The 21,903-nt window shown below is 65.1% G+C and carries 18 protein-coding genes and 2 tRNA genes; 9 read left to right on the forward strand and 11 right to left on the reverse strand.

Annotated features, from left to right (window positions below; translation table 11 throughout):
* Positions 1 to 66: 66 nt before the first annotated feature.
* The 6 genes from aceE to IHE57_RS09995 all read left to right on the forward strand — a co-directional run bounded on the left by aceE (position 67) and on the right by IHE57_RS09995 (position 7,806).
* Positions 67 to 2,829: a pyruvate dehydrogenase (acetyl-transferring), homodimeric type gene (gene aceE / locus IHE57_RS09970; RefSeq protein WP_209372804.1), complete on the forward strand. Its 2,763-nt coding sequence runs from the start codon at positions 67 to 69 to the stop codon at positions 2,827 to 2,829.
* Between the two features lie 116 nt (positions 2,830 to 2,945).
* Complete coding sequence (locus IHE57_RS09975) at positions 2,946 to 4,145, forward strand: PucR family transcriptional regulator (protein ID WP_209326123.1); 1,200 nt, start codon at positions 2,946 to 2,948, stop codon at positions 4,143 to 4,145.
* Between the two features lie 55 nt (positions 4,146 to 4,200).
* Complete coding sequence (locus IHE57_RS09980; RefSeq protein WP_209372806.1) at positions 4,201 to 5,106, forward strand: ACP S-malonyltransferase; 906 nt, start codon at positions 4,201 to 4,203, stop codon at positions 5,104 to 5,106.
* Positions 5,107 to 5,123: 17 nt separating this feature from the next.
* Positions 5,124 to 6,125, forward strand: a complete 1,002-nt coding sequence (locus tag IHE57_RS09985; protein ID WP_209326125.1) for a beta-ketoacyl-ACP synthase III — start codon at positions 5,124 to 5,126, stop codon at positions 6,123 to 6,125.
* A 117-nt stretch (positions 6,126 to 6,242) separates the two neighbouring features.
* A complete protein-coding gene (locus IHE57_RS09990; RefSeq protein ID WP_009882400.1) occupies positions 6,243 to 6,494 on the forward strand; it encodes an acyl carrier protein in 252 nt (83 codons plus the stop codon).
* Positions 6,495 to 6,561: 67 nt separating this feature from the next.
* Positions 6,562 to 7,806, forward strand: a complete 1,245-nt coding sequence (locus tag IHE57_RS09995) for a beta-ketoacyl-[acyl-carrier-protein] synthase family protein (RefSeq protein WP_209372808.1) — start codon at positions 6,562 to 6,564, stop codon at positions 7,804 to 7,806.
* 267 nt (positions 7,807 to 8,073) lie between these two features.
* Here the strand turns inward: IHE57_RS09995 and IHE57_RS10000 are convergent, their stop codons facing one another.
* On the reverse strand, positions 8,074 to 8,565 hold the full coding sequence (locus IHE57_RS10000) for a DUF3145 domain-containing protein (protein ID WP_209372922.1): 492 nt from the start codon (positions 8,563 to 8,565) through the stop codon (positions 8,074 to 8,076).
* Between the two features lie 157 nt (positions 8,566 to 8,722).
* On the opposite strand from IHE57_RS10000, the gene IHE57_RS10005 reads away from it, so the two are divergent.
* Positions 8,723 to 9,244: an immunity protein CdiI family protein gene (locus IHE57_RS10005; protein ID WP_209372810.1), complete on the forward strand. Its 522-nt coding sequence runs from the start codon at positions 8,723 to 8,725 to the stop codon at positions 9,242 to 9,244.
* A 31-nt stretch (positions 9,245 to 9,275) separates the two neighbouring features.
* Here the strand turns inward: IHE57_RS10005 and IHE57_RS10010 are convergent.
* The 5 genes from IHE57_RS10010 to IHE57_RS10030 form a co-directional block, all read right to left on the reverse strand.
* Positions 9,276 to 9,352: transfer RNA gene (locus tag IHE57_RS10010), tRNA-Ile, on the reverse strand.
* A 117-nt stretch (positions 9,353 to 9,469) separates the two neighbouring features.
* Positions 9,470 to 10,741: an EAL domain-containing protein gene (locus tag IHE57_RS10015; protein WP_366933923.1), complete on the reverse strand. Its 1,272-nt coding sequence runs from the start codon at positions 10,739 to 10,741 to the stop codon at positions 9,470 to 9,472.
* Between the two features lie 133 nt (positions 10,742 to 10,874).
* Positions 10,875 to 12,287 (reverse strand): MFS transporter, encoded by a 1,413-nt coding sequence (locus tag IHE57_RS10020; RefSeq protein ID WP_209372924.1) that lies wholly within the window; start codon positions 12,285 to 12,287, stop codon positions 10,875 to 10,877.
* Positions 12,288 to 12,512: 225 nt separating this feature from the next.
* The gene (locus IHE57_RS10025; protein WP_209372819.1) at positions 12,513 to 13,583 is read right to left on the reverse strand and encodes an LLM class flavin-dependent oxidoreductase; all 1,071 of its coding nucleotides are present in this window, start codon (positions 13,581 to 13,583) and stop codon (positions 12,513 to 12,515) included.
* 168 nt (positions 13,584 to 13,751) lie between these two features.
* Positions 13,752 to 13,824, reverse strand: a tRNA-Asn gene (locus IHE57_RS10030).
* Positions 13,825 to 14,049: 225 nt separating this feature from the next.
* Between IHE57_RS10030 and IHE57_RS10035 the strand changes: the two genes are divergently transcribed.
* Positions 14,050 to 14,958 (forward strand): DMT family transporter, encoded by a 909-nt coding sequence (locus tag IHE57_RS10035; protein ID WP_209372821.1) that lies wholly within the window; start codon positions 14,050 to 14,052, stop codon positions 14,956 to 14,958.
* Positions 14,959 to 15,000: 42 nt separating this feature from the next.
* Positions 15,001 to 16,170: a glycosyltransferase gene (locus IHE57_RS10040; protein WP_366933928.1), complete on the forward strand. Its 1,170-nt coding sequence runs from the start codon at positions 15,001 to 15,003 to the stop codon at positions 16,168 to 16,170.
* 74 nt (positions 16,171 to 16,244) lie between these two features.
* Here IHE57_RS10040 and gluQRS read toward each other — a convergent pair whose 3' ends face one another.
* From gluQRS to modA, 5 genes are all read right to left on the reverse strand, one after another.
* Entirely contained in the window at positions 16,245 to 17,183 is a 939-nt protein-coding gene (gene gluQRS, locus IHE57_RS10045) for a tRNA glutamyl-Q(34) synthetase GluQRS (RefSeq protein ID WP_366933925.1), read from the reverse strand.
* Positions 17,180 to 17,500, reverse strand: coding sequence for a GNAT family N-acetyltransferase (locus tag IHE57_RS10050; protein WP_209326132.1), 321 nt, complete (start codon positions 17,498 to 17,500; stop codon positions 17,180 to 17,182). The genes gluQRS and IHE57_RS10050 overlap by 4 nt, the downstream gene beginning before the upstream one ends.
* 171 nt (positions 17,501 to 17,671) lie before the next feature.
* Positions 17,672 to 19,360 (reverse strand): AMP-binding protein, encoded by a 1,689-nt coding sequence (locus tag IHE57_RS10055; protein ID WP_209372825.1) that lies wholly within the window; start codon positions 19,358 to 19,360, stop codon positions 17,672 to 17,674.
* A 27-nt stretch (positions 19,361 to 19,387) separates the two neighbouring features.
* Positions 19,388 to 21,109 (reverse strand): ABC transporter permease, encoded by a 1,722-nt coding sequence (locus IHE57_RS10060; RefSeq protein WP_209326134.1) that lies wholly within the window; start codon positions 21,107 to 21,109, stop codon positions 19,388 to 19,390.
* 2 nt (positions 21,110 to 21,111) lie between these two features.
* Complete coding sequence (gene modA, locus IHE57_RS10065) at positions 21,112 to 21,873, reverse strand: molybdate ABC transporter substrate-binding protein (RefSeq protein ID WP_209326135.1); 762 nt, start codon at positions 21,871 to 21,873, stop codon at positions 21,112 to 21,114.
* Between the last annotated feature and the right edge of the window lie 30 nt (positions 21,874 to 21,903).

Here is a 21,903-nt window from a genome sequence, read left to right on the forward strand (position 1 = left end):
CACTCCATCTGATCGACATGATCTCTACACCAACGAAGATCGTGGAGCTGAAGAGAGGACCACATCGTGGACAATCGGAATCAAGGCGGGCCCATCCTCAACGGGCTTCCCAGCCAGGTGCCCGACATCGACCCGGAGGAGACCGAGGAATGGCTGGCCTCCCTCGACGGCCTCATCGATGAGAGCGGTCGGTCACGCGCACGCTACGTGATGCTGCGTATGCTCGAGCGCTCACGTCAGAAGCAGATCGGCGTACCGAGCCTCACCGCCACCGACTACGTCAACACCATCGGACCGGAGAACGAGCCATGGTTCCCCGGTGATGAAGAGGTCGAGCGTCGCTATCGTCGGTGGAACCGCTGGAACGCAGCCATGCTGGTCCACCGCGCCCAGCGTCCCGGCGTCGAGGTCGGCGGCCACATCTCCACCTATGCCTCCTCGGCTACTCTCTACGAGGTCGGGCTCAACCACTTCTTCCGCGGCAAGGACCATCCCGGCGGCGGCGATCACATCTTCTATCAGGGGCATGCCTCCCCCGGCATGTATGCCCGGGCCTACCTCGAGGGCCGCATGAGCGCTGACCAGCTCGACGGCTTCCGTCAGCAGCAGTCGCACTTCATCGACGGCAAGCCGCAGGGACTGCCGTCCTATCCGCACCCGCATCAGCTGCCGGACTTCTGGGAGCACCCGACGGTGTCCATGGGGCTGGGACCGATGAACGCGATCGCGCAGGCGCAGTTCGACAAGTACCTGCACAACCGCGGCATCAAAGACACCTCCGACCAGCAGACCTGGGCGTTCCTCGGCGACGGTGAGCTGGACGAGCCAGAGAGTCGCGGCATGCTGCATGTCGCAGCATTCGAAGAGCTCGACAACCTCAACTTCGTCATCAACTGCAACCTCCAGCGCCTCGACGGACCGGTCCGCGGCAACGGCAAGATCATGCAGGAACTCGAATCGTACTTCCGCGGCGCCGGTTGGAACGTCATCAAGGTCGTCTGGGGCCGAGAGTGGGATGCCCTGCTGGGCAAGGACCGCGACGGCGCGCTGGTCAACCTCATGAACGCCACCCCCGACGGTGACTACCAGACCTACAAGGGAGAGTCCGGCGGATTCGTTCGCGACAACTTCTTCGGCCGTGATCCGCGCACCAAGGCGATGGTCGAGGACTACAGCGACGAGCAGATCTGGAACCTCAAGCGCGGTGGACACGACTACCGCAAGGTCTATGCCGCCTACAAGGCCGCCGTGGAGCACACCGGTCAGCCGACCGCGATCCTCGTCAAGACCGTCAAGGGCTACTCGCTCGGGCCGCATTTCGAGGCCCGCAATGCCACGCACCAGATGAAGAAGATGACGGTCGACGACCTCAAGCTCGCCCGCGACCACTTCCAGATCCCGATCTCCGACAAGGAGCTCGAGGACAACCCGCAGCTCCCGCCGTACTACCACCCGGGGGTCGCTGCCCCCGAGATCAAATACATGCAGGAGCGCCGTGCCGCGCTCGGAGGCTACTCCCCCGAGCGCCGCAGCACCCACATCGATCTCAAGATGCCCTCCGACAAGGCCTTCGAAGCCGGACGCCGCGGTTCGGGCAAGCAGTCGATCGCGACCACGATGGGCTTCGTGCGCGTGCTCAAGGACCTCATGCGCGAGAAGGAGTTCGGTCACCGGATCGTGCCGATCATCCCGGACGAGGCTCGCACCTTCGGCATGGACTCGTTCTTCCCGACGGCGAAGATCTACAACCCGCACGGCCAGAACTATGTTTCCGTCGACCGTGATCTGTTCCTCGCCTACAAGGAGGCCACGGACGGGCAGCTCATGCACGTGGGCATCAACGAGGCCGGAGCGACTGCCGCCCTGACCGCGGCAGGAACCTCGTACGCCACCCACGGTGAGCCGATGATCCCGTTCTATATCTTCTACTCGATGTTCGGGTTCCAGCGCACCGGCGACTTCTTCTGGGCCGCCGGCGATCAGATGACCCGCGGCTTCGTCCTCGGCGCCACCGCCGGGCGCACGACGCTTGTGGCCGAGGGCCTCCAGCACGGTGACGGACACTCGCACCTGCTCGCCTCGACGTATCCGTCGGTCATCTCCTACGACCCGGCCTACAGCTACGAGATCGCCCACATCGTCAAGGACGGCATCCATCGGATGTACGATCCGGCCGATGAACGCGACCCTGACGTGCTCTACTACATCACCATGTACAACGAGCCGATGGTCCAACCCGCCGAGCCGGAGGGACTCGACGTCGAAGGCGTGCTCAAGGGCCTCTACCTGCTCAAGAAGGGCCCCGACAACGGCGGCCCGAAGGTGCAGCTGATGGCCTCGGGCGTCGGGGTGCCGTGGGTCCTCGAAGCGCAGGAGCTGCTGGATGAGGACTGGGGCGTCTCGGCCGATGTGTGGTCCGTGACCTCGTGGACGGAGCTGCGCCGTGACGGGCTGGACGCCGAGAACGACCGACTGAGGAATCCCGAGGCGGAAGCCCGCGTGCCCTATGTGACCGAGAAGATGGCCGTGGCCGAGGGGCCGGTCATCGCGACCTCGGACTACATGCGCGCGGTCCCCGATCAGATCCGCCAGTACGTGCCCAGTCACTTCACCTCGCTCGGCACCGACGGCTATGCGATCTCGGACACCCGTCCGGCGGCCCGTCGCTACTACCTCGTCGACGGACCGTCCGTGGTCACCCAGGCGCTCATCTCGCTCGCCGACACCGGCCAGGTGCCGCCTGAGAAGGCGGCAGAGGCCGCGAAGAAGTACCAGCTCGACGACGTGCGTGCAGGCAGCACGGGGTCGACGGAGGGGGCGGGAGCCTGATCACTGCCCACAAATATGGCCGGAGTCTCCAAGACTCCGGCCATTTCTTCTGCCGCTTCCGACTTTTTGTATGTCGCTGACAACAAACTTGTCACCAGTCGTCTAAAGTCGTGTCCATGATGTCCGATGCCGAGACTCTGCGCCGTCGCGCCGAGACCGCCCGGCGACTGCGCGCCGGGGTGGGAGTGCTGTCCTCCGTGACCCTCCAGCGCCTCGAGGCCCAACTGCCCTGGTACCGCTCGATGTCCTCCTCCGACCGGTCCTGGGTGGGACTGCTCGCCCAGTCGGGCATCTCGTCTTTCGTCGATTGGTACCGCAAACCCGATACGAACCTGCGCGTGGTCTCCGACCTGTTCAAGACTGCCCCGCGTGACCTGATCCGCGCGATCAGCCTGCAGCAGACCCTGCAGCTGCTCAAGATCGTCGTCGAGGTCGTCGAGGAGAGGGTTCCCGACATCGCTCGCCCGGCCGAGCAGCCGGCCCTGCGCGAGGCAGTGCTCGTGTATTCGCGCGAGATAGCCTTCGCCGCCGCCGATGTCTACGCCCGCGCGGCCGAGGCGCGGGGCAGTTGGGACGCCAGGCTCGAAGCCATGGTCATCGACGCGCTCGTGCGCGGGGACTCCGTCGACGAACTCGCCAGTCGCACCGCGGCGTTCGGGTGGCAGTCCGAAGGGCCGGTCTGCGTCATCGTCGGCCGGGCACCGCAGCGCGCGGCGAAGAAGGGGCTCGACGGCATCCGGCGCAAAGCCCGCCGCTGGGCCGACGACGCCCTGCTGGGAATCCACGACAGTCGGCTGCTCATCGTCCTGGGCGGGGTCTCCGACCTCGACGATGCCGTCGAGGACCTCTCCGAATGCTTCGGCCCCTCGGAGGTGATCGTCGGCCCCACGGTGCCGGCTCTGGCCGAAGCGGCCACCTCGGCGAAGGCGGCGATCCGGGCTCTCAAGGCGGCCACCGCCCGGCCGGATTCCCCGCGACCCGTCAAGGCCGACGACCTGCTGCCCGAACGTGCCCTGTCCGGTGATCAGATGGCCTTGAACGAACTCATCGAGCGCTATTACGAACCGCTCACCGCGGGCACGGGCCAGCTGCTCAAAACCGTCAGCGCCTATGTCGAGTTCGGCTCGTCCCTCGAGGCCACTGCGAAGGCGCTGTCCGTCCACCCGAACACCGTGCGCTACCGTCTGCGGAAGATCACCGACGCCATCGGACTCGATCCGACGACCTCGCGTGATGCGTTCGTCATCCATATCGCTTTGGTGTACGGGCGACTGTCAGAGGACGGGGTATTGTCGAACAGCGACAAATCTCATTGATTCGGACACAGAATCCATTAGATTGAGCAACGCAACCCAACGAAAAGAGAACTGAGTGCTAGCAATCACCTGCCCGGGCCAGGGAGCCCAGAAGTCCGGATTCCTGAGCTCCTTCCTCGAACTCGCGACCTTCTCCGCGCAGATCGACGAACTCTCCGCCGCCTCGGGGATCGACCTGCGTCTGCACGGAACCGAATCCGATGACGAGACCATCAAGGACACCGCGCTGGCTCAGCCTCTACTCGTGGCCTCGGCCATCGCCTGCGCCGCAGAGCTCGGTGTGAGCCCCGGGGTCGTGGCCGGACATTCGGTGGGCGAGATCGCGGCCGCACAGATCGCCGGCATCTTCTCAGCCGTCGGCGCAATGGGCTTCGTATCCGTCCGCGGGCAGGGCATGGCCTCGGCCGCAGCCTCCACCCCGACAGGGATGTCGGCTGTCGTCGGCGGCGAGCCGGAGGACGTTCTCGCCGCCATCGCGGCCGCGGGCCTCAGCCCCGCCAATGTCAACGGCGGAGGGCAGACTGTGGCTGCCGGTTCGCTCGAGGCACTGTCCGCGCTGTCCGAGAACCCGCCGGAGCGCGCCCGTGTCATCCCGCTTCCGGTCGCCGGTGCGTTCCACACAGAGTACATGGCGCCGGCCACCGAGAAGCTTGCCGCGACCGCCGCAGATCTGGAGATCTCGGACCCGGTCGTGAGCATCCTCAGCAACTCCGACGGCGCAGCGGTGACAGAGGGCCGCGAATACGTCGATCGTCTGGTCAGGCAGGTCACGAACCCGGTGCGCTGGGACCTGTGCCAGGAGACGCTGCTGGCTTCCGGAGTCACCGGAATGATCGAACTCGTCCCCGGTGGCACGCTCACCGGCATCGCTCGACGCGCCATGAAGGGCGTGGAGACATTCGCCATCAAAACAGCCGCCGATCTCGACGGCGCGCGTGAGTTCGCGGCAGCCCACGCCTGAGAACCGAAGGAAGAGACATGCCAACACTGAAGACAGCCGAGCTCGGCACCTTCTCCCGCATCGCGGGAATCGGCGCCTACCGGGCGGAGAACCTCGTCACGAACGACGACATCGCCGGTCCCATCAACTCTTCGGACGAATGGATCCGTCAGCGCACCGGCATCGTGACCCGCCGGAGGGCGAGCAAGGACGTCGGCGTCCTCGACATGTGCGAAGAGGCGGCACTCGAGGCCATCGCTTCCTCCGGGCTCAAGCCGGAGGACATCGGCGGAATCATCATCTCCACAGTCACGTTCCCGTATTTCACCCCTTCGGCCGCTGCAGCGCTGACCGACCGGCTGGGCACCGGCCCGATTCCCGCCTGGGACATCAGCGCCGCCTGTGCGGGCTACTGCTACGGCATCTCGCAGGCCGATGCCCTGGTGCGTGCAGGGACGATGGACAACGTTCTGGTCATCGGCGCCGAGAAGCTCTCGGACATCATCGATCCCGAGGACCGTTCGATCTCCTTCATCCTCGGTGACGGGGCCGGAGCCGTCGTCGTCAGCTCCTCCGACGAGCCGGGCATCTCGAAGACCGTGTGGGGCTCGAAGGGCGAGAGCTGGTCGACCATTCGCATGACCGATTCCCTCCTCGACATCCGCGACAACCGTGAGCTTCCGTTCCCGACCCTGCGTCAGGACGGTCCCAACGTCTTCCGCTGGGCAGTCTGGGACGGCGCCGAGGTGGCCAAGGAGGCCCTGACGGCTGCGGGCATCGAGGCCGGTGACCTTGCCGCGTTCGTCCCGCACCAGGCGAATATGCGCATCATCGACGAATTGGCCAAACAGCTGAAGCTGCCGGAGTCCGTCGTCATCGCCCGGGACATCGCCGACAACGGCAACACCTCGGCGGCGTCGATTCCTCTCGCCACGGAGCGCCTCCTGCGCGAACAGCCTGAGCTCAGCGGCGGCCTCGCGCTGCAGATCGGCTTCGGCGCAGGGCTCGTCTTCGGTGCGCAGGTCGTGCGCCTGCCCTGAGACACACCATTCACGGAAAACTCTCCGTGAATGTCCTAAGATATTCGGCGGGACACTCGTCGAAACGTTCCTCACACGGTCGAAGACCCTCGGCCGAAATCAGAAAGTAGGAAAGAAATGGCATTCACCGAAGCTGAAGTCCTCGCAGGGCTGGCAGAGATCGTCAACGAAGAGACCGGCCTGGCTGTCGAAGCAGTCGAGGCCAACAAGTCGTTCACCGACGACCTCGACATCGACTCCATCTCCATGATGACCATCGTCGTCAACGCTGAGAAGAAGTTCGGAGTCAAGATCCCCGATGACGACGTCAAGGACCTCGTCACCGTTCAGGACGCTGTCGACTACATCAACAAGGCTCAGGAAGCCTGAACCAGAGCAGCCGAACACGGCCCGTCCACCGGCGGGCCGTGTCCACACTATCGACGAGGTTTGTACCATGACAGCTAAAGTTGTCGTCACCGGCATCGGTGCGGTAACCCCCCTGGGCGCAGATGCCGATGCCACGTGGCAAGCCATTCTGGCCGGCACCTCAGGCGTCCACACAATGGACAATGATTGGTCTGAGAAGTACGGCCTCGCCGTGGACTTCGCCGCACAGGTCGACCCACAGGTCGTCCCCGACAATCTCAAACGAGTCCAAGCCAAGCGCCTCGATCCCTCGAGCCAGTTCGCGCTCATCTCCGCTCGTGAAGCGATGGCGGACGCTGGTCTCGAAGAGACCGATCCCGAACGCACCGCCGTCTCCTGGGCAACAGGCATCGGCGGCGTCTGGACCCTGCTCGACGCTTGGGACACCTTGCAGGAAGAGGGCCCTCGGCGGGTCATGCCCCTCACCGTTCCCATGCTCATGCCCAATGGCCCCGCAGCTGCCATCGGAATGGAGTTCAAGGCTCGCGCCGGTGTGCAGACGCTCGTCTCTGCCTGCGCCTCGTCCACAGAGAGCCTCGGACATGCCTACGACGTGCTCGCCTCGGGCAAGGCCGATGTCATCATCGCCGGCGGCTCCGAAGCCGCGATCCATCCGATCACCCTCGCCGCGTTCAATTCCATGCAGGCTCTTTCGCGCCGCACCGACTCGCCCGAGACGGCATCGCGCCCCTATGACACCGACCGCGATGGCTTCGTCATGGGCGAGGGATCGGGTGCTCTCATCCTCGAGACCGAAGAGCACGCGAAGGCCCGCGGAGCGAAGATCTACGCCGAAGTGGCCGGATGGGGCATCTCCAACGATGCATATCACATCACCGGCGGCGAGCCCGAGGGCAAGCACGCCCTGAAAGCCATGCAGCAGGCTCTCGAAGCCGGCGGACTGGCCACGGCCGATATCAAGCACGTCAATGCCCATGCGACCTCGACCCCGGTCGGAGACATTCCGGAATCGTTGGCGATCAGCGAGCTGCTGGGAGACAACGTCGGCGATACCCTCGTCTCGGCCACGAAGTCGATGACCGGCCACCTCCTCGGTGGCACGGGCGCCGTCGAAGCGATACTCACGGTCAAGGCGCTGCAGGATCGCACCGCTCCCCCGACCATCAACATCGATGAGGTCGATCCGAAGGTCGTCGGGATCAACATCGTCCGCGACACGCCTGCAGATCTGCCTGCCGGTGATATCGCAGCGATCACGAACTCGTTCGGCTTCGGCGGACACAACGCCGTCGTCGCATTCCGCTCCGTCTGAGTCGGCGCCTGGAACGTTCGGCCGGTATCCGCGCGTCATCAACGGCACCGGAGATCGGCCCAGAACGCACCGGGTTGCGATAAGGCCCATTTGAGGACGGTCAGCCCAGTTTCGGGCTTGAGCTGACCACCCTCAAGTGGGCCGTTTTCATGTGTGACGCCGGCAGAGCTTCCGGGTGCTCCGCGAACACGCAAGAAGGGCACACCTGAGGTAGGAAGGTGTGCCCTTGAGCATAAGAAGTTCGGTTGTCGCGAACGACGAGACGGGTCAGCCGACCTTGGTCAGCCAGCGAACAGGAGCGCCTTCACCAGCATGGCGGAAGGCATCGAGTTCCTCGTCCCACGCCTCACCGAGCGCGTTGGCCATTTCAGCGGAGAACGGTGCGGGATCACCAGCGGCACGTTCCATCACGGAGCGGATGCGGTCTTCCGGGACCAGGATGTTGCCCGCCGAATCGGTCACGGCATGGTAGATGCCCAGGTCGGGAGTGTGGCTCCACCGTCCGCCGTCGACACCGGGCGACGGTTCCTCGGTGACTTCGTAGCGGAGCGAATCCCAGCCACGCAGAGCCGATGCGATACGAGCGCCGGAGCCTGCGAGCGCGCGCCAGCAGACTTCTGCGCGCACGAGGCCTGGCGCTGCCGGCTGGGGTGTCCAGTCGAAGCGTGCCTGTGCGCCGATGGCCCCGCCCGCTGCCCATTCGATGTGCGGGCAGAGCGCGCGAGGTGCTGAGTGGACGAAGAGTACGCCCTGTGTCATATCCATTTGTGCCTCCTACCTCGGATACGTCTTCCCCTACGATCCGAAAGGAGGTGCTGACCACATGATAGTCGATGTTTCATTCGTAGCCAAGCATCAAAGATGCTGGTGGTGTCGGGTATCTGTCCTCGAGGGTCGGCAGCGCTATGCTGTGGGCATGCCTGGTGAGACCACAGACGAGGACGCACGGCACGAGACCATCCGCATGTTCCCCGACTACGCGGATACGGTGCTGTGGTTCGGTGATGGGCCGGTCGAGTACTCCGACACAGGTCTGACAGCCGCGCTCATCGATGACCTGCAGCGTTGGGAGCAGACTTTCTACGAATCCCGCAACGGTGATCTCGAGTTCGTGTCGCGGGCAGCGGAAGCCGCACACGCTGAGGAAGGAGTCCAGCTCGCAGAGCGTGTATCCGCCGAGGTGGGGCCGCGTTTCGCGATCGCGTGCGATTCGGTCGAGGACCCGACTGAGACGGTCCTGCTGAGAGCCGAACGCCCCGCCGAGAACCCGGCCGCCGAGGCCGCGTTCGCGTGCCTGCGCGAAGAGCTCATTGCCGAAGAGAAGAGGACAGCCGAGATCTTCGCCGAGTCAGGCGGGGTGTGGGTGGCGTATGCGCCATTGTCGGGAGAGACCTTCACACCGAATCTGGGCTCAGGGCACTCGCAGGACCAAGGCTGACGACAGGTCGATCAGTCGTGGTCGCGTCAAGTGGTGCCCCCGGTCGGACTTGAACCGACGACCAAGGAATTATGAGTTCCCTGCTCTGACCAGCTGAGCTACGGGGGCCGACCGAGACAAGATTAGCACCATCGGTGCAGGGGGTCCCATTCGAAGCACATATGTCTCGTGCTCTGTTCATCGACGGGTCGCTGTGAGGTTCGAGTCCACTGGTCGCAGCGAAGTTCAAGCCCGCTGGGTCGCGGCGGCAGCGGCCAGCGGAGACACACGGGTGAGCACACTGCGTGCGGCATCGACACAGGTGTACCGATCAGTGGTGATGTAGACGTCGAAGACAGTCTGTCCGTCGCTGCCCGGATCATTGCGCTTCGACGCGGCGACCATACCGGACCAGTCGGGACCGACCACGACGACGCCGTGTTCGTTGCGCATGGGATCCGAGGCGTCGACCAGACCGCTCCTCACGCCAGGGATGGGCGGCCCGTCGAATCCGCCCGAGAACATCGCGGTCAGTCCCACGGTGTCGCGGATCTTCTCATAGCGCAGGCGAGTCGCCTCGGAAAACGTCTCATCGTCGCCGAAAACACCGAGGGTGATCGTGGCCGTGCCCGATGCCAGCGCACGCTCCTCCAAAGCAGCGATCTGGGCGATGAGAAGCTCGCGATTCATCACCAGCGGCTCACGACGGAGCCCTTGCGAGATCGAGTACGGCGTGCCCAGTGCGGGCAGGTTGCGGGAATAGTGGGAAACGAGTGCGTCCTCACTCGGTTCGGAGAACGGCTGAGGCTGCTTCGTCGCCATTCCGAAGTACGGACCGGACATGTATCGGGCGCCCAGGGCCCGTACGCGATCTAGATCGTCCTCGGTCTCCACTCCGTCGACCAGGATGACCGCCCCCGTGCGCTCGAGGTGCGCATGGAGCAGCCGGTTGAGCTCGGCCAGGTGCGAATCGCAGTCGATATGCAGAACGTCCCGGTGGAGGCCGACCACCGAAGGATTGACCAGAGGGACGAAGGAGGCGCTGCGCAGATCGGCACCGACTGCGGACATGCCCACTCCCCAGCCGAGGGACCGTGCCGACCGCACCGAGCGGAGCACCGAAGCAGGCGAGGAAGCGACACGGTTGGCGTCGAGCTGGAGAATGACCGAACGGTCAGGCTCGCCTGTGCGGTCTTCGAGTGTGGCGAAGGATTCCGCTTCGGCGTGGAGGAACAGACGGTTCGACTTCGGAAGACCGGCACTCTCGGCAGTCCGCAGGGCCGTATCCCGCAGCGATGAGTCGATGTCTCCGATCGTCGACGAGGCACGCATCGTTCGTCGCAGATGCTCGGATTCCGCACGACCGAGAGCCGGATCGCCGCTCGGGGCCTGCAGGATCTGATGACCGACCCGCTGGAAGGTGAGAGCGTCGACGACCGGCGCGAAGTACGTTTCGATTCCGCCGGAACGAACGAGTTCCTCGAGCGCCAGGTCGTCTTCGGGTACAGCCTCGACCACTGTGCATCCTTCCGTGGGCTGGTGTGCGTTCACAGTCTTCCACATTCGGGCACGGTCGATTGTCTAAAATCTGTAACATTATTGTGCTGACAGCTGAGGTCTTCCCCGGTGTGCCCCACAGGCGGGACTGCGCTCAGCGCTGCCGACGCTTGCCCCGACGCACTTCGGCAAGGCCGACGATCCCAGCCAGAACGACGACGACGGCGATCGCGCTGAAAGCGCTCACCATGCCCATGTGCCAGTTGCTCACGGCAGTGACGGCGAAGGCCAGCGCGGTCATGATCGCCAGCCCCATCGAGGTGCCGATGCGCTGACCGGTCTGCAGCACTCCGCCGGAGGAACCGGCATACTTCAGGGGGACCTCCTGCAGCGTCAGTGTCTGATTCGGACTGATGACCATCCCCTGGGCCGTTCCGATGAACGACAACGTCAGGAGCATCCACCATTCGCTGCCGATGCCCTGCGAGAGCAGCATGATCACCACGGCCGTCGACGCCAGGCCGACAAGGCACATGAGGACGCCCCAGACGACGAGCCGGCGCCCGATCTGGAAGACGAAGCGACCGGACACATCGGCCGAGATCGCCGACAGCAGAGCCGCGGGCAGCCCGATCATGCCTGCGGCCAGGGCCGAATGGCCGAGCCCCTGCTGCATGTACATCGCAACGAGGACCCACACGCTGGTCACGCCGAGGAAGTAGAGGGTGATGATGATGGAGCCGTTGCTGAAGCTCCGGATCCGAAACAGGTCCAGGTCGACCATCGGAGGCCGACCGCGAGCCGCATACCGTCGTTCCCACTTCGTCCAGACCCAGACGGCCACGAGACCCACGGGCAGCGCCGACCAGATGAACCAGCCGACTGACGATTCCACGAAAGGCAGCAGAACGAGCAGCACACCGATTCCGAGGAGGACTACACCGATGGGGTCGAGATCCCGCCGATGTTCGTCATCGTCGGAGGCGATGCCCCGCCACGCGCCTGGCGGGAACCAGGCCTTCGCAAGAATGAGGGATGCGATCGCGAAGGGGACGTTGACCAGGAATGTGGCGCGCCATCCGACGTCCTCTCCGAGGAGGGCGATGAGGGCACCGCCGAGAACCGGACCGATCGCCACGGACAGTCCGACCGTGGTTCCCATCAGCCCGAAGGCACGACCGCGAGGAGGACCTTGGAAGTACTGCTGAATGAGGCCGACCACCTGAGGGTTGAGCAGTCCGGATCCCAAGCCCATGAACACGCGGGCGATATTGAGGGTCAGTGGATCGGGAGCGATGCCCGAAACCAGCGACGACAGCCCGAACAGGCCGACCCCGATCATGAAGAGCTGACTGCGGCCGAACACGTCTCCCGCCCGGCCTGCAGCCACCAGCACCACTCCGAAGGACAGGGCATAACCGGTCAGCACCCATTGCAGGGCTGAGGTCGAAGCGCCGATATCGGTGGCGATGGCCGGGAGGACGACGTTGATGCTCGAGACCGAGAGCAGTGACATGAACAAGGGGACGAGCCCGATGACGAGAATTCGCTTCTGCGTCTGAGTCATTGCCTTGTCGTCGTCCACACCATCTCCTTCTATGAGCCCTCGGCAAGTGCGCGGCTCATCAGCCATTCTTCAAGTCAATCTGTCTCATCATACGTCTGTCGGCTTCGTTCTCGGCCGGCGGAACAGCCGGCTCCCCGTCGGGCCTCAAGCCAGGTCTCACTCAGGAGCTCGCGGGACCTCGCCCAGGATCTGGACGGGACCGGAGCCTCCTGGGCAGGACCTTGTTCAGCTGCCCTCACCGCTGCCGATCGGGTTCGGTTCGACGGGCCCGTTCGTATTCGGACGCCATCCCAGCGCCGGGGCAACGTATTCGGCGAAGGACTCGAGAATGTGGAGGTTGTAGTCGACTCCGAGCTGACTCGGGATCGTCAGCAGCACGGTGTCCGCCGCCTCCACCGCCGCGTCGGAACGCAACTGCTCGATGAGCTCGTCCGGCTCGCCCGCATAGGTCTTGCCGAAGGTGGACCTGGTGTCGTCGATGATCCCGATCTGGTCGGCCTGTCCCCTGCCGCGCCTGCCGAAATAGAGATCATCGAGGTCCGTGGTGATCGGGAAGATGCTGCGGCTGACGGATACGCGCGGCGTCCAACCATGTCCGGCAGCCTTCCAGGCGGTGCGATAACGATCGATCTGCACTCGCTGCAGATCTGCGAATGCGGCTCCAGTGGCCTCGGTGAGCAGCGTCGAACTCATCATGTTCACGCCTTTCTCAGCTGCCCACTCGGCGGTCGCAGCAGAGCCGGCGCCCCACCAGATTCGCCGGTCGAGACCGGGAGAATGCGGCTCGACGCGCAGCGCCACGTCGGGCCCGAACTGCGCGGGGTCGGCGGGAGCCAGTTCATGGCCCCTCACTGCCGCGAGGAAGCGCTCGAACTTCTCGCGAGCCATATTCGCTGCCTTGGTCTCGGACGGATCCGAATATCCGAACGACTCCCAACCGCGCAGTGCCGGCTCCGGTGAACCGCGGCTGACGCCCAGTGCCACGCGCTGATCCGAGAGCAGGTCGAGCGCTGCCGCCTCCTCCGCAAGGTATAGCGGGTTCTCGTAGCGCATGTCGATGACTCCGGTGCCGACTTCGATGCGGGAGGTGCGGGCTGCTACAGCGGAGAGCAGGGGCATCGGAGACGCGGCCTGCTCGGCGAAGTGGTGGACACGGAAGTACGCGCCGTTGACTCCGATCTCGTCGGCGCCCACACCGATCTCCACGGCCTGTTGCAGCGCTTCCCTCGCCCCGTACTCACCGGGAGCGCTGCCCGCGCCGTAATGACCGAAACTCAAGAAACCGAATGCCTTCATAATCCGAGCAACCTGGTTAACAGTTCAATTATTCCCCTCGGCTTCCCGCTTACGGACGGACCATGACGCGGCCGCTCTCCCCCGCGACCGGACAACACGGCACACAGGGGTCGAGGTACCCGAACACGACGAAGGCCCCGTCCTGAACGGACGGGGCCTCGACTTCTGCTCCCCCGGCTGGGCTCGAACCAGCGACCCTTCGATTAACAGTCGAATGCTCTGCCAACTGAGCTACGGAGGAATGCCGCAGTCACCTGCGGACGTAGGATCCAGCTTAGCAAACTCCCCGGCGTCCGAACAAAGCGGTCGGCAGTGCTTTAGCTCACAGCACTGCGGGTTGCCCCACCCGGCCACCGCTGGATTGCCGTACAGTCAGAACAAATACAGTCAGCGGCCGTCTCCGTCGCACAGGCGCACGGTAAACTCGAAACGATCCCCACACCGTCTCCGCACCGGAAGAAGCACCGTGACCATAGTGGCAATCGCCCTCGCTGCACTGGCAGCTGTGGCCCTCGCCTATGGCGCCCTGTACCAACACGAAGCCGTGGCCGGTCAGAACGATTCCCACAACGGCCTCAGCTGGGCGCACTTCACCGGACTCCTCGGCAACCGGCGATGGCTGCTCGGCCTCGGCATACTGGGCTTGGGGACAGCGGGCAATCTCGTGTCGCTCGCCCTCGCCCCGGTGATGGTGGTCCAGCCGATCGGTGCCTTCTCCCTAATCGTCTCAGTCCTCCTGGGGATCCGTCACCGCGGTCTCAAGGTCAACCGGCGCCTCGTCCAAGCCGTCGTCTGGTGCACGGCGGGTGTGACGGTCTTCGTCGCGCTCTCGGCAACCACCGCGCGGACCGAGGTCCACCTCGGCGCCGATGCCCTGCCGCTGTTCTGGATCACCGGCGTCGTCGTCGCTCTGGGACTGATCATCATGCTCGTCTTCCGGCGCGCACCGCAGCTGATCCTCATCATCGCCGCCGGTCTCCTCTTCGCCTGCGTCGCCACGAACGTCCACCTCGTCAGTGTCCAGTTCCTCCGGGCCGGCCTCGGGCAGGTCACCCTGATCAACGTCGCAGCACTGGTGGCGGCCGTTGCTCTGGGCTCCTGGTTCGTCCAGAACGCCTACGCAGCGGGTCCGCCCGAGATGGTCATCGCGGGTCTGACCGTCATCGATCCGATCGGTGCCGTCATCCTCGGCACCATCGTCCTCGGTGAGGCCGCTGCGGCACCCGTCTGGCTGATCATCGTCATCACGGTCACCGGATTGGTCGCCTGCGCAGGCGTCGTTGTATTGTCGCGTTATCATCCCGATGTCAAGGACCGAGAAACCCAACGCAGGGACGCCCGCCGTTCCACCATGACCGACACCGAGGAGAGCTGAATCCTGTCCGCGCACCGTCCCACTCAAGCCCGCCGCATCCTCATTCCGGCCGAGACGTACGCCCCCGAAGTCAACGGCGCTGCGAAATTCGCCGAACGCCTGGCCGCCGGACTCGCCGCTCGCGGCAACGACGTCCACGTCGCCTGCCCCTCAGCCACAGGAAAGCCCTCGGTCAGCGTCGAGAACGGAGTCACCGTCCATCGGCTCACCGCTCACAGGTGGCCGCTGCATCCGACATGGATGATCTGCATGCCGTGGGAGACCAAGCCCGAGCTGTCACGGCTGCTCGACAGCCTCCAGCCGGATGTCGTGCACACCCAGGCTCACTTCGTCATCGGCCGGTACGCATTCTCCGAATCGAACCGCCGCGGCATCCCGGTCGTGGCCACCAACCACTTCATGCCTGACAATGTGCGCCCCTACCTCAGAGCACCCAAGGCTGTGCTCGACGGCGGGACCGCAATCGCCTGGTGGGATCTGCGTCGAAAGTTCCAATCGGCCGACATCATCACAGTGCCCACCCAGTTGGCCGCAGACCTGCTCACCGAGAACGGCTTCACCTCCCCCATCCGTGCGGTCTCCTGCGGAATCGATCTGCAGCGCTTCGCTGAGCTGCGCGAAGTGGACGCCTCGACCAGCCGCGCAGTCCCGCCGAGGGTGCTCTTCGTCGGTCGGCTCTCCTCGGAGAAGCACGCTGCGGACATCGTCGAGGCACTGGCGAAAACCGATCCCGACCTCGGGCTCGAGGCCGATATCGTCGGCGGCGGCGACCAGGAGGAACCCCTCAAAGAGCTCAGCTCCGAGCTGGGCATCGGGGATCGCATCCATGTGCTCGGCAAGATCACCGACAGAGAGCTCATGGACGCCTACCGCCGCTGCACCTTCTTCTGCATGCCGTCGACGGCCGAATTGCAGTCGATCGCCACACTGGAGGCGCTGGCCTCACGCAAACCTGTGGTGCTCGCCGATGCCGTGGCCCTGCCTCATCTCGTTCGTGATGGAGTCAACGGCTTCCTCTTCCCCCCACGCGACATCGAGGAACTCGCCGATCGCTTCACCCGCATCTGCACCGCGTCGGATGCCGAACTCGATGCGATGTCGAAGGCCTCCCTCGACGTCGTTGCCAAGCACGACATCGAGTACACGCTGGACACCTTCGAATCGCTCTACGACGGAGTCATCGACGCGGCGGTCGGCTCCTCGGCGGCCTGAACTCGGCGAGTGTCGGCAGGCCGCCCGACGGTCTCGGCGCCGTGGGTCTCAGGGCGTGTGGGTCCGAGACCTGCTCACTCCTGCACCGGCGGGTCGAAGACCGTCGGTCCTCTGGCGATGCGGTCGAAATCGACTCCGGCGATCATATCGTCGATGTCCCTCCATTCGGAGCCGACATCCTGCAGTCCCAGCGATCGCTGCATCCAGGCGAAGACATCTGCCCTCGTCCATCCCTGAGCGCTCAGCTGCTGATAGGTGACGGCGCCGTCACGTTTTGCCAGACGCCCCCCTTCGGTGTTGAGAACCAGCGGCACATGCACCCAACCGGGCGCTGGGGCCCTGAGAAGACCGGCCAGGTACGCCTGCCGCGGCGCCGATGACGCGAGATCGTCACCGCGCACGACCTCATCGACTCCGCTGGCAGCATCGTCGACGACGACGGTGAGGTTATAGGCGAAGACACCGTCTCCGCGCCTGAGCACGAGATCGTCGACGAGGGCACTCACCCTGCCCAGGAGCACATCATCGATCTGGTGCTCCCGGTTGTCCGCGCGCAGCCGCAGGGCCGGCTGCCGCCCGTTGCGCTCCAGCCGTCGTCGCTGCTCTGCCCGCTCGTCCTCGCCGAGGTCGCGACAGGTTCCCGGATAGGCGCCGGGAGGAGCATGCGGAGCGCTCGGGGCCTGGGCGATGTCCTTGCGCGAGCAATAGCACTCATAGACCAGACCGACCTCGTCCAGACCTCGAAGGGCGCGAGCGTAGATCTCCTGCCGCTGGGATTGGATCAGCGGCCTTTCGTCGGGAGCGACCCCGAGTTCGGCGAACACCGCCAGCTGCGATTCCGCCGAGCCGGCCCTGACCCGGTCGAGGTCCTCGATGCGCCACAGGAAACGGCGCCCTGTCTGTCGCGCGCGAACATAGGACAGGAGTCCGGACCGGATGTTTCCGATGTGCAGATCTCCGCTCGGACTCGGCGCGAACCGTCCCGCCCCTCGGTCGGTCCCGGCCGGGGTCACTGATCGGCCACGAGGTCGCCGTATTGCGGGAAGCGCGAGAGATAGTCCTGGACATACGTGCATGTCGGGACGATACGACCACCGTCGTCCCTGATGAGGCCGAGCACCGTGGTCACAAGGGTCCGGGCGAAGCCGCGTCGGGAGAAGCCTTCGGAGATGATCGTATGCTGGAGTTCGAGGGTCTGCGGGTCGATCTCGCGATAGGCGAGGAACCCGATGAACTCTCCTGGGTCCTCATCGGTGTACAGCTCGAAGCGTTCACGATCGACGTTCCTCACGACCTTGACCGGCGTGGAGCTGAGTTCGGGCTGCGGCATCTGCGCCTCCTTGTCGCGGGCATCGGTGACTGACGGCACCGACGACTCTGAATCACGGAGCCGGCATCGATCGTCGGGCAAAGATGCGCACGAGCGGTGCCGTCTCTCAGTGTGAACGATACATGGTGCGCGCGGGCACCGGCAGGCAGGAGCGTCGAATCGAGCGGTGGCTCAGACTCCCGCATGAGCGATCTTCTCGCCCTCCTCGCGCAGTTCGACCTTGCGGATCTTGCCCGAAACCGTCATCGGGAAAGACTCGCGCACCTCGACGTAGCGCGGGATCTTGAAGTGGGCGAGCTTGCCGGAGCAGAACTCACGCACCTCCTCGGCGGTCAGAGCGTCGAATCCCTCCTTGAGGATCACCCACGCCATGAGCTCTTCGCCGTACTTCTCGTCGGAGACTCCGATGACCTGGACGTCGCGGATGGCTGGGTGGTGGTAGAGGAACTCCTCCACTTCGCGAGGATAGACGTTCTCCCCGCCGCGGATGACCATGTCCTTGATGCGCCCGGAGATGTTGACGTAGCCGTCGTCGTCCATGATGGCGAGATCACCGGTGTGGATCCATCTTGCGGCATCGATCGCCTCGGCGGTCTTGTCCGGCTGTTCCCAATAGCCGAGCATGACTGCATAGCCGCGGGTGCAGAACTCTCCTTTCTGTCCGCGCGGAACCGTCTGCCCGGTGACCGGGTCGACGATCTTGATCTCGAGATGGGGCATGACGCGCCCGACCGTCTGGGTCCGTGCCTCGAGAGAATCGTCGACACGCGTCATCATCGACACCGGAGCGGTCTCGGTCATGCCGTAGCAGATCGCGACCTCGGACATGTTCATGTCGTCGATGACTCGGCGCATGGTGTTGACCGGGCACGGCGATCCGGCCATGACGCCGGTGCGCAGGCTGGAGAAGTCGAATTCGGAGAATTGCGGGTGCTCGAGCTCGGCGATGAACATCGTCGGCACCCCGTAGAGCGAGGTCGCCTTCTCCTCAGTCACCGCCGCCATGGTCGCGACGGGATCGAAGCCGGGTGAGGGCAGCACGATGGCCGCTCCGTGGCTGAGCGCGGCAAGATTGCCGATGACCATTCCGAAGCAGTGGTAGTAGGGAACGGGGACAACGACGGTGTCGGCCGGTGTGTAGGCGAGCATCTCGCCGATGAAGAATCCGTTGTTGAGGATGTTGTGGTGACTGAGCGTCACGCCCTTGGGGAATCCCGTGGTGCCCGAGGTGTACTGGATGTTGATCGGCTCGTCAGCCGAGAGGCCGTCGATGACCTGCTGCAGACGGACCCCATACTTCGCTCCCTCGTCGTCGAGCAGCTGCCGTCCCTGCCCGATGAGGTGGGCGAAGGATTCGCGTTCGCCGATCGCAGCCCCGCCCGTCAGTTCCTCGGGCACGGTGTCGAGGAAGACGAGGTCGAGGGCGGGCACTTTCGCAGCCACCTCGGCGGCGATCGCGCGGAAGTCCGAGTGCGGGGGCGCGACGATCTGCGAGATCATCAGGGTCATGCCCGATTGGCCGACGACGTATTCGAGTTCGTGGCTGCGGTAGGCAGGATTGACGTTGACGAGGATGGCGCCGATCTTGGCCGTGGCGTACTGGACGAGTGCCCACTCCGCCACGTTCTGCGCCCAGATTCCCACCCGGTCGCCCTTCTTCACTCCGCGTTCGAGGAGACCGATGGCCAGGGCGTCGGTGTCCCGATCGAACTCGGCATAGGTCCAGCGCCGGTCCGAGTGCCGGTCGACCAGTGCCGTCGCCTCGGGATTCGCCGCCGCTGTGCGCTTGAAGTGCTCGGGAATCGTGATCCCCAGCAGAGGTTCGGTCGATGTTCCGGAGGAGTAGGAAAGTTCGGCCACGACAGTGTGCTCCCTTGTGCTCTCAGACTATGGGTGTGACTGATTGCACACTATTCCGTCTCGATCGGACATGCAAAAGCTGTGCAGGAAGTCCCGGCCGGAGCCGGCTTCTGCGGGGTCGATGTCTCCCACCTGGGCCGAATGGGCGACCGTCCCGTCCTCGACGAGGACCAGGCTCGTCGCCAGAGCTGCGACATCGTCGACGTCGTGGGTGATGAGCATGGCGCTGCGGTCGGAGAGCAGCTCGGCCAGCACGCGCCTGGTCTCGATCCGGACGTCGACGTCGAGAGCGGCCAGCGGCTCATCGAGCAGGAGCAGCTTCGGATCGACGACGAGGGCGCGGGCCAAGGCGATGCGGGCCGCCTGACCGCCGGAGACCTCTTCGGGGCGTCTGGCCGCGCAGTGTCCGACGCCGAGCCGGTCGAGCATGGCCTGGGCCTGCCGCCGCGCCTGCGTCCCGGTCGCGCCGTGGGCGCGCAGACCGAAGCACACATTGCCGATGACGCTCAGGTGCGGAAACAGCAGCGGATTCTGCGCGAGGTGGACGATGCCCCGAGCATGGATCGGAGGCCAGTCCTCGGCGTCGAGGTCGAAGAGCGTGTCCTTGCCGATCCGCAGCGCACCGGAATCGGCGCGCAGCGCCCCGGTGAGCACCTGGAACAGGCTCGACTTGCCGGCCCCGTTGCGTCCGATGATCGCAGTGGTCCCGTCGGCGGGGACGGTGAAGTCGATGGCGATGCCGCGTTCGGCGATGCGCACCGAGGACGTGATGGTCTCGCCAGGACTCGGCCCCCGGGAAGCTCCGAGCCCGGTCGCCCCATGCCCTCTGGGATGCCGACCGGCACCTGCCGGGGCACGGCCCTCCGTCGTCGCGGCCGCCTCGGCGCTGTTAGGATCCCCGTCGGGGGCCTCGGGCACTCGGGCCTCATCGACTCGGTGCGCGCGCAGACGCGGCGCATGTGGGGATCGGTAGGCAACGATGATAATGGCCACGGCGATGACGACGAGCAGAAGGGAGAGCCCGATGGCCGCCTGCGGATCGGATTCGCGTACGAGGTAGATCTGCAGCGGCATGGTGCGTGTGACGCCGGACAGCGATCCCGCGAAAGTCAGCGTGGCCCCGAACTCGCCCAGGGAGCGGGCGAAGCACAGGACGGCGCCGGTGATGATCCCGTGCCGCAGCAGCGGCAGGGTGATCGTGAAGAACACCCGGTTGGGTCGGGCACCGAGTTCGGCGGCGGTGGTTTCGAACCGCTGACCCAGCGCCGATGTCGCGGTCTCGACGGACATCACCGTGAAGGGCAGGGAGACGAACACCTGTGCCATGACGACCGCCGAGGTGGTGTATGCCAGGCTCAGTCCCATCGATTCCAGTGCCGATCCGAGGACTGCCGAACGCCCCCAGGTGTAGAGCAGGGCGAGGCCGCTGACGACCGGCGGCAGGACGAGGGGCAGCAGGACGAGTGTGCGCACGACGCTCTGGCCGGGAAAGGTCCGCGTCGCGAGCAGGTATCCCAACGGGAAGCCGATGAGCACACTGATGATCGCCGAGGTCACCGAGGTCACCACTGACAGCTGCATGGCCAACCGTGACTCCTCGGCGAAGATCACCTCGCCGAGGCCGTGCAGGTCGATGCGGGAGATCATCCCGATGATGGGGACGAAAAGGAATGCGATCCCTGCGGCACCGGGAATCCAGAGCCAGCCCGGGATCGCCGTCTGCCCTCGTCCGGGTCCTTGCCGGGGCATGATCAGGCGGCGGCGAAGCCTGCGTCGCGCAGCAGCTTCTGAGCCGTGTCGGAGCCGAGGAAGTCGACGAAGGCTTCGGCCTGTTCCTGGTTCTCGCTGGCTCTGACGGCCGCGGCCGGGTACTTGTTGACGACCTTGTCCGCTCCGTCGAGGTCGACCTTGTCGACCTTGTCATCGGCACGGGCGATGTCGGTGACGTAGACGATGCCCGCGTCGGCCTGCCCGGCACCGACCTTGCCGAGGACGTCGGTCACGGAGTTCTCCTCGCTGACCGGGTCGAGTTCCACATCGTTGAGCTCGGCCCACTTCTGGGTGGCTGCTCCGCAGGGGACCTGGGGTGCGCAGACCACGAGGTCGTGTCCGGCGAAGTCCTGCGAGCTCGCGATCGTTCTCGGATTGCCTTCGGCCACGGCCAGAGTGAGCGTGTTCGAGGCGAACGTCACAGGCTTCCCGGTGAGCAGTTCGTCTCCGGCGAGAGTGTCCATGGTCGTCTCGTCGGCGGTGGCGATCACATCGGCGGGGGCGCCTTCGGAGATCTGGGAGACGAGGTCCGAGGAGCCTGCGAAGGAGAACTTCACGGTCGGGGCGTCGGGTTCGGCCTTCTCGAACTCATCGGCGATGTCCTCGAACACTTCGGTCAGCGAGGCCGCGGCGAAGACCGTGATCTCGCTCGGTTCGTCGGACTCGGCCTGATCGCTCCCCGATGAGCAGGCGCTGAGGGTGAGGGCGGCAACGATGCACAGCCCCGTCAGAGTTCTCTTCATAGCCCCATTAAACCCGTATCTGCGGAGCAA

This window comes from Brevibacterium renqingii (genome assembly GCF_017808105.1).
GTDB classification, from domain to species: Bacteria; Actinomycetota; Actinomycetes; order Actinomycetales; family Brevibacteriaceae; genus Brevibacterium; species Brevibacterium renqingii.

Excerpts from the sequence above, each read along its gene's own strand:
- IHE57_RS10000 (WP_209372922.1), bottom strand. The coding sequence starts at position 8,565 with ATGACACAGGGCGTACTCTTCGTCCACTCAGCACCTCGCGCGCTCTGC.
- IHE57_RS09985 (WP_209326125.1), top strand. The coding sequence starts at position 5,124 with ATGCCAACACTGAAGACAGCCGAGCTCGGCACCTTCTCCCGCATCGCG.
- modA (WP_209326135.1), bottom strand. The coding sequence starts at position 21,873 with ATGAAGAGAACTCTGACGGGGCTGTGCATCGTTGCCGCCCTCACCCTC.
- IHE57_RS09975 (WP_209326123.1), top strand. The coding sequence starts at position 2,946 with ATGATGTCCGATGCCGAGACTCTGCGCCGTCGCGCCGAGACCGCCCGG.
- IHE57_RS10020 (WP_209372924.1), bottom strand. The coding sequence starts at position 12,287 with ATGACTCAGACGCAGAAGCGAATTCTCGTCATCGGGCTCGTCCCCTTG.
- IHE57_RS10050 (WP_209326132.1), bottom strand. The coding sequence starts at position 17,500 with ATGCCGCAGCCCGAACTCAGCTCCACGCCGGTCAAGGTCGTGAGGAAC.
- IHE57_RS09995 (WP_209372808.1), top strand. The coding sequence starts at position 6,562 with ATGACAGCTAAAGTTGTCGTCACCGGCATCGGTGCGGTAACCCCCCTG.
- IHE57_RS10025 (WP_209372819.1), bottom strand. The coding sequence starts at position 13,583 with ATGAAGGCATTCGGTTTCTTGAGTTTCGGTCATTACGGCGCGGGCAGC.
- IHE57_RS09990 (WP_009882400.1), top strand. The coding sequence starts at position 6,243 with ATGGCATTCACCGAAGCTGAAGTCCTCGCAGGGCTGGCAGAGATCGTC.
- IHE57_RS10005 (WP_209372810.1), top strand. The coding sequence starts at position 8,723 with ATGCCTGGTGAGACCACAGACGAGGACGCACGGCACGAGACCATCCGC.
- IHE57_RS10060 (WP_209326134.1), bottom strand. The coding sequence starts at position 21,109 with ATGCCCCGGCAAGGACCCGGACGAGGGCAGACGGCGATCCCGGGCTGG.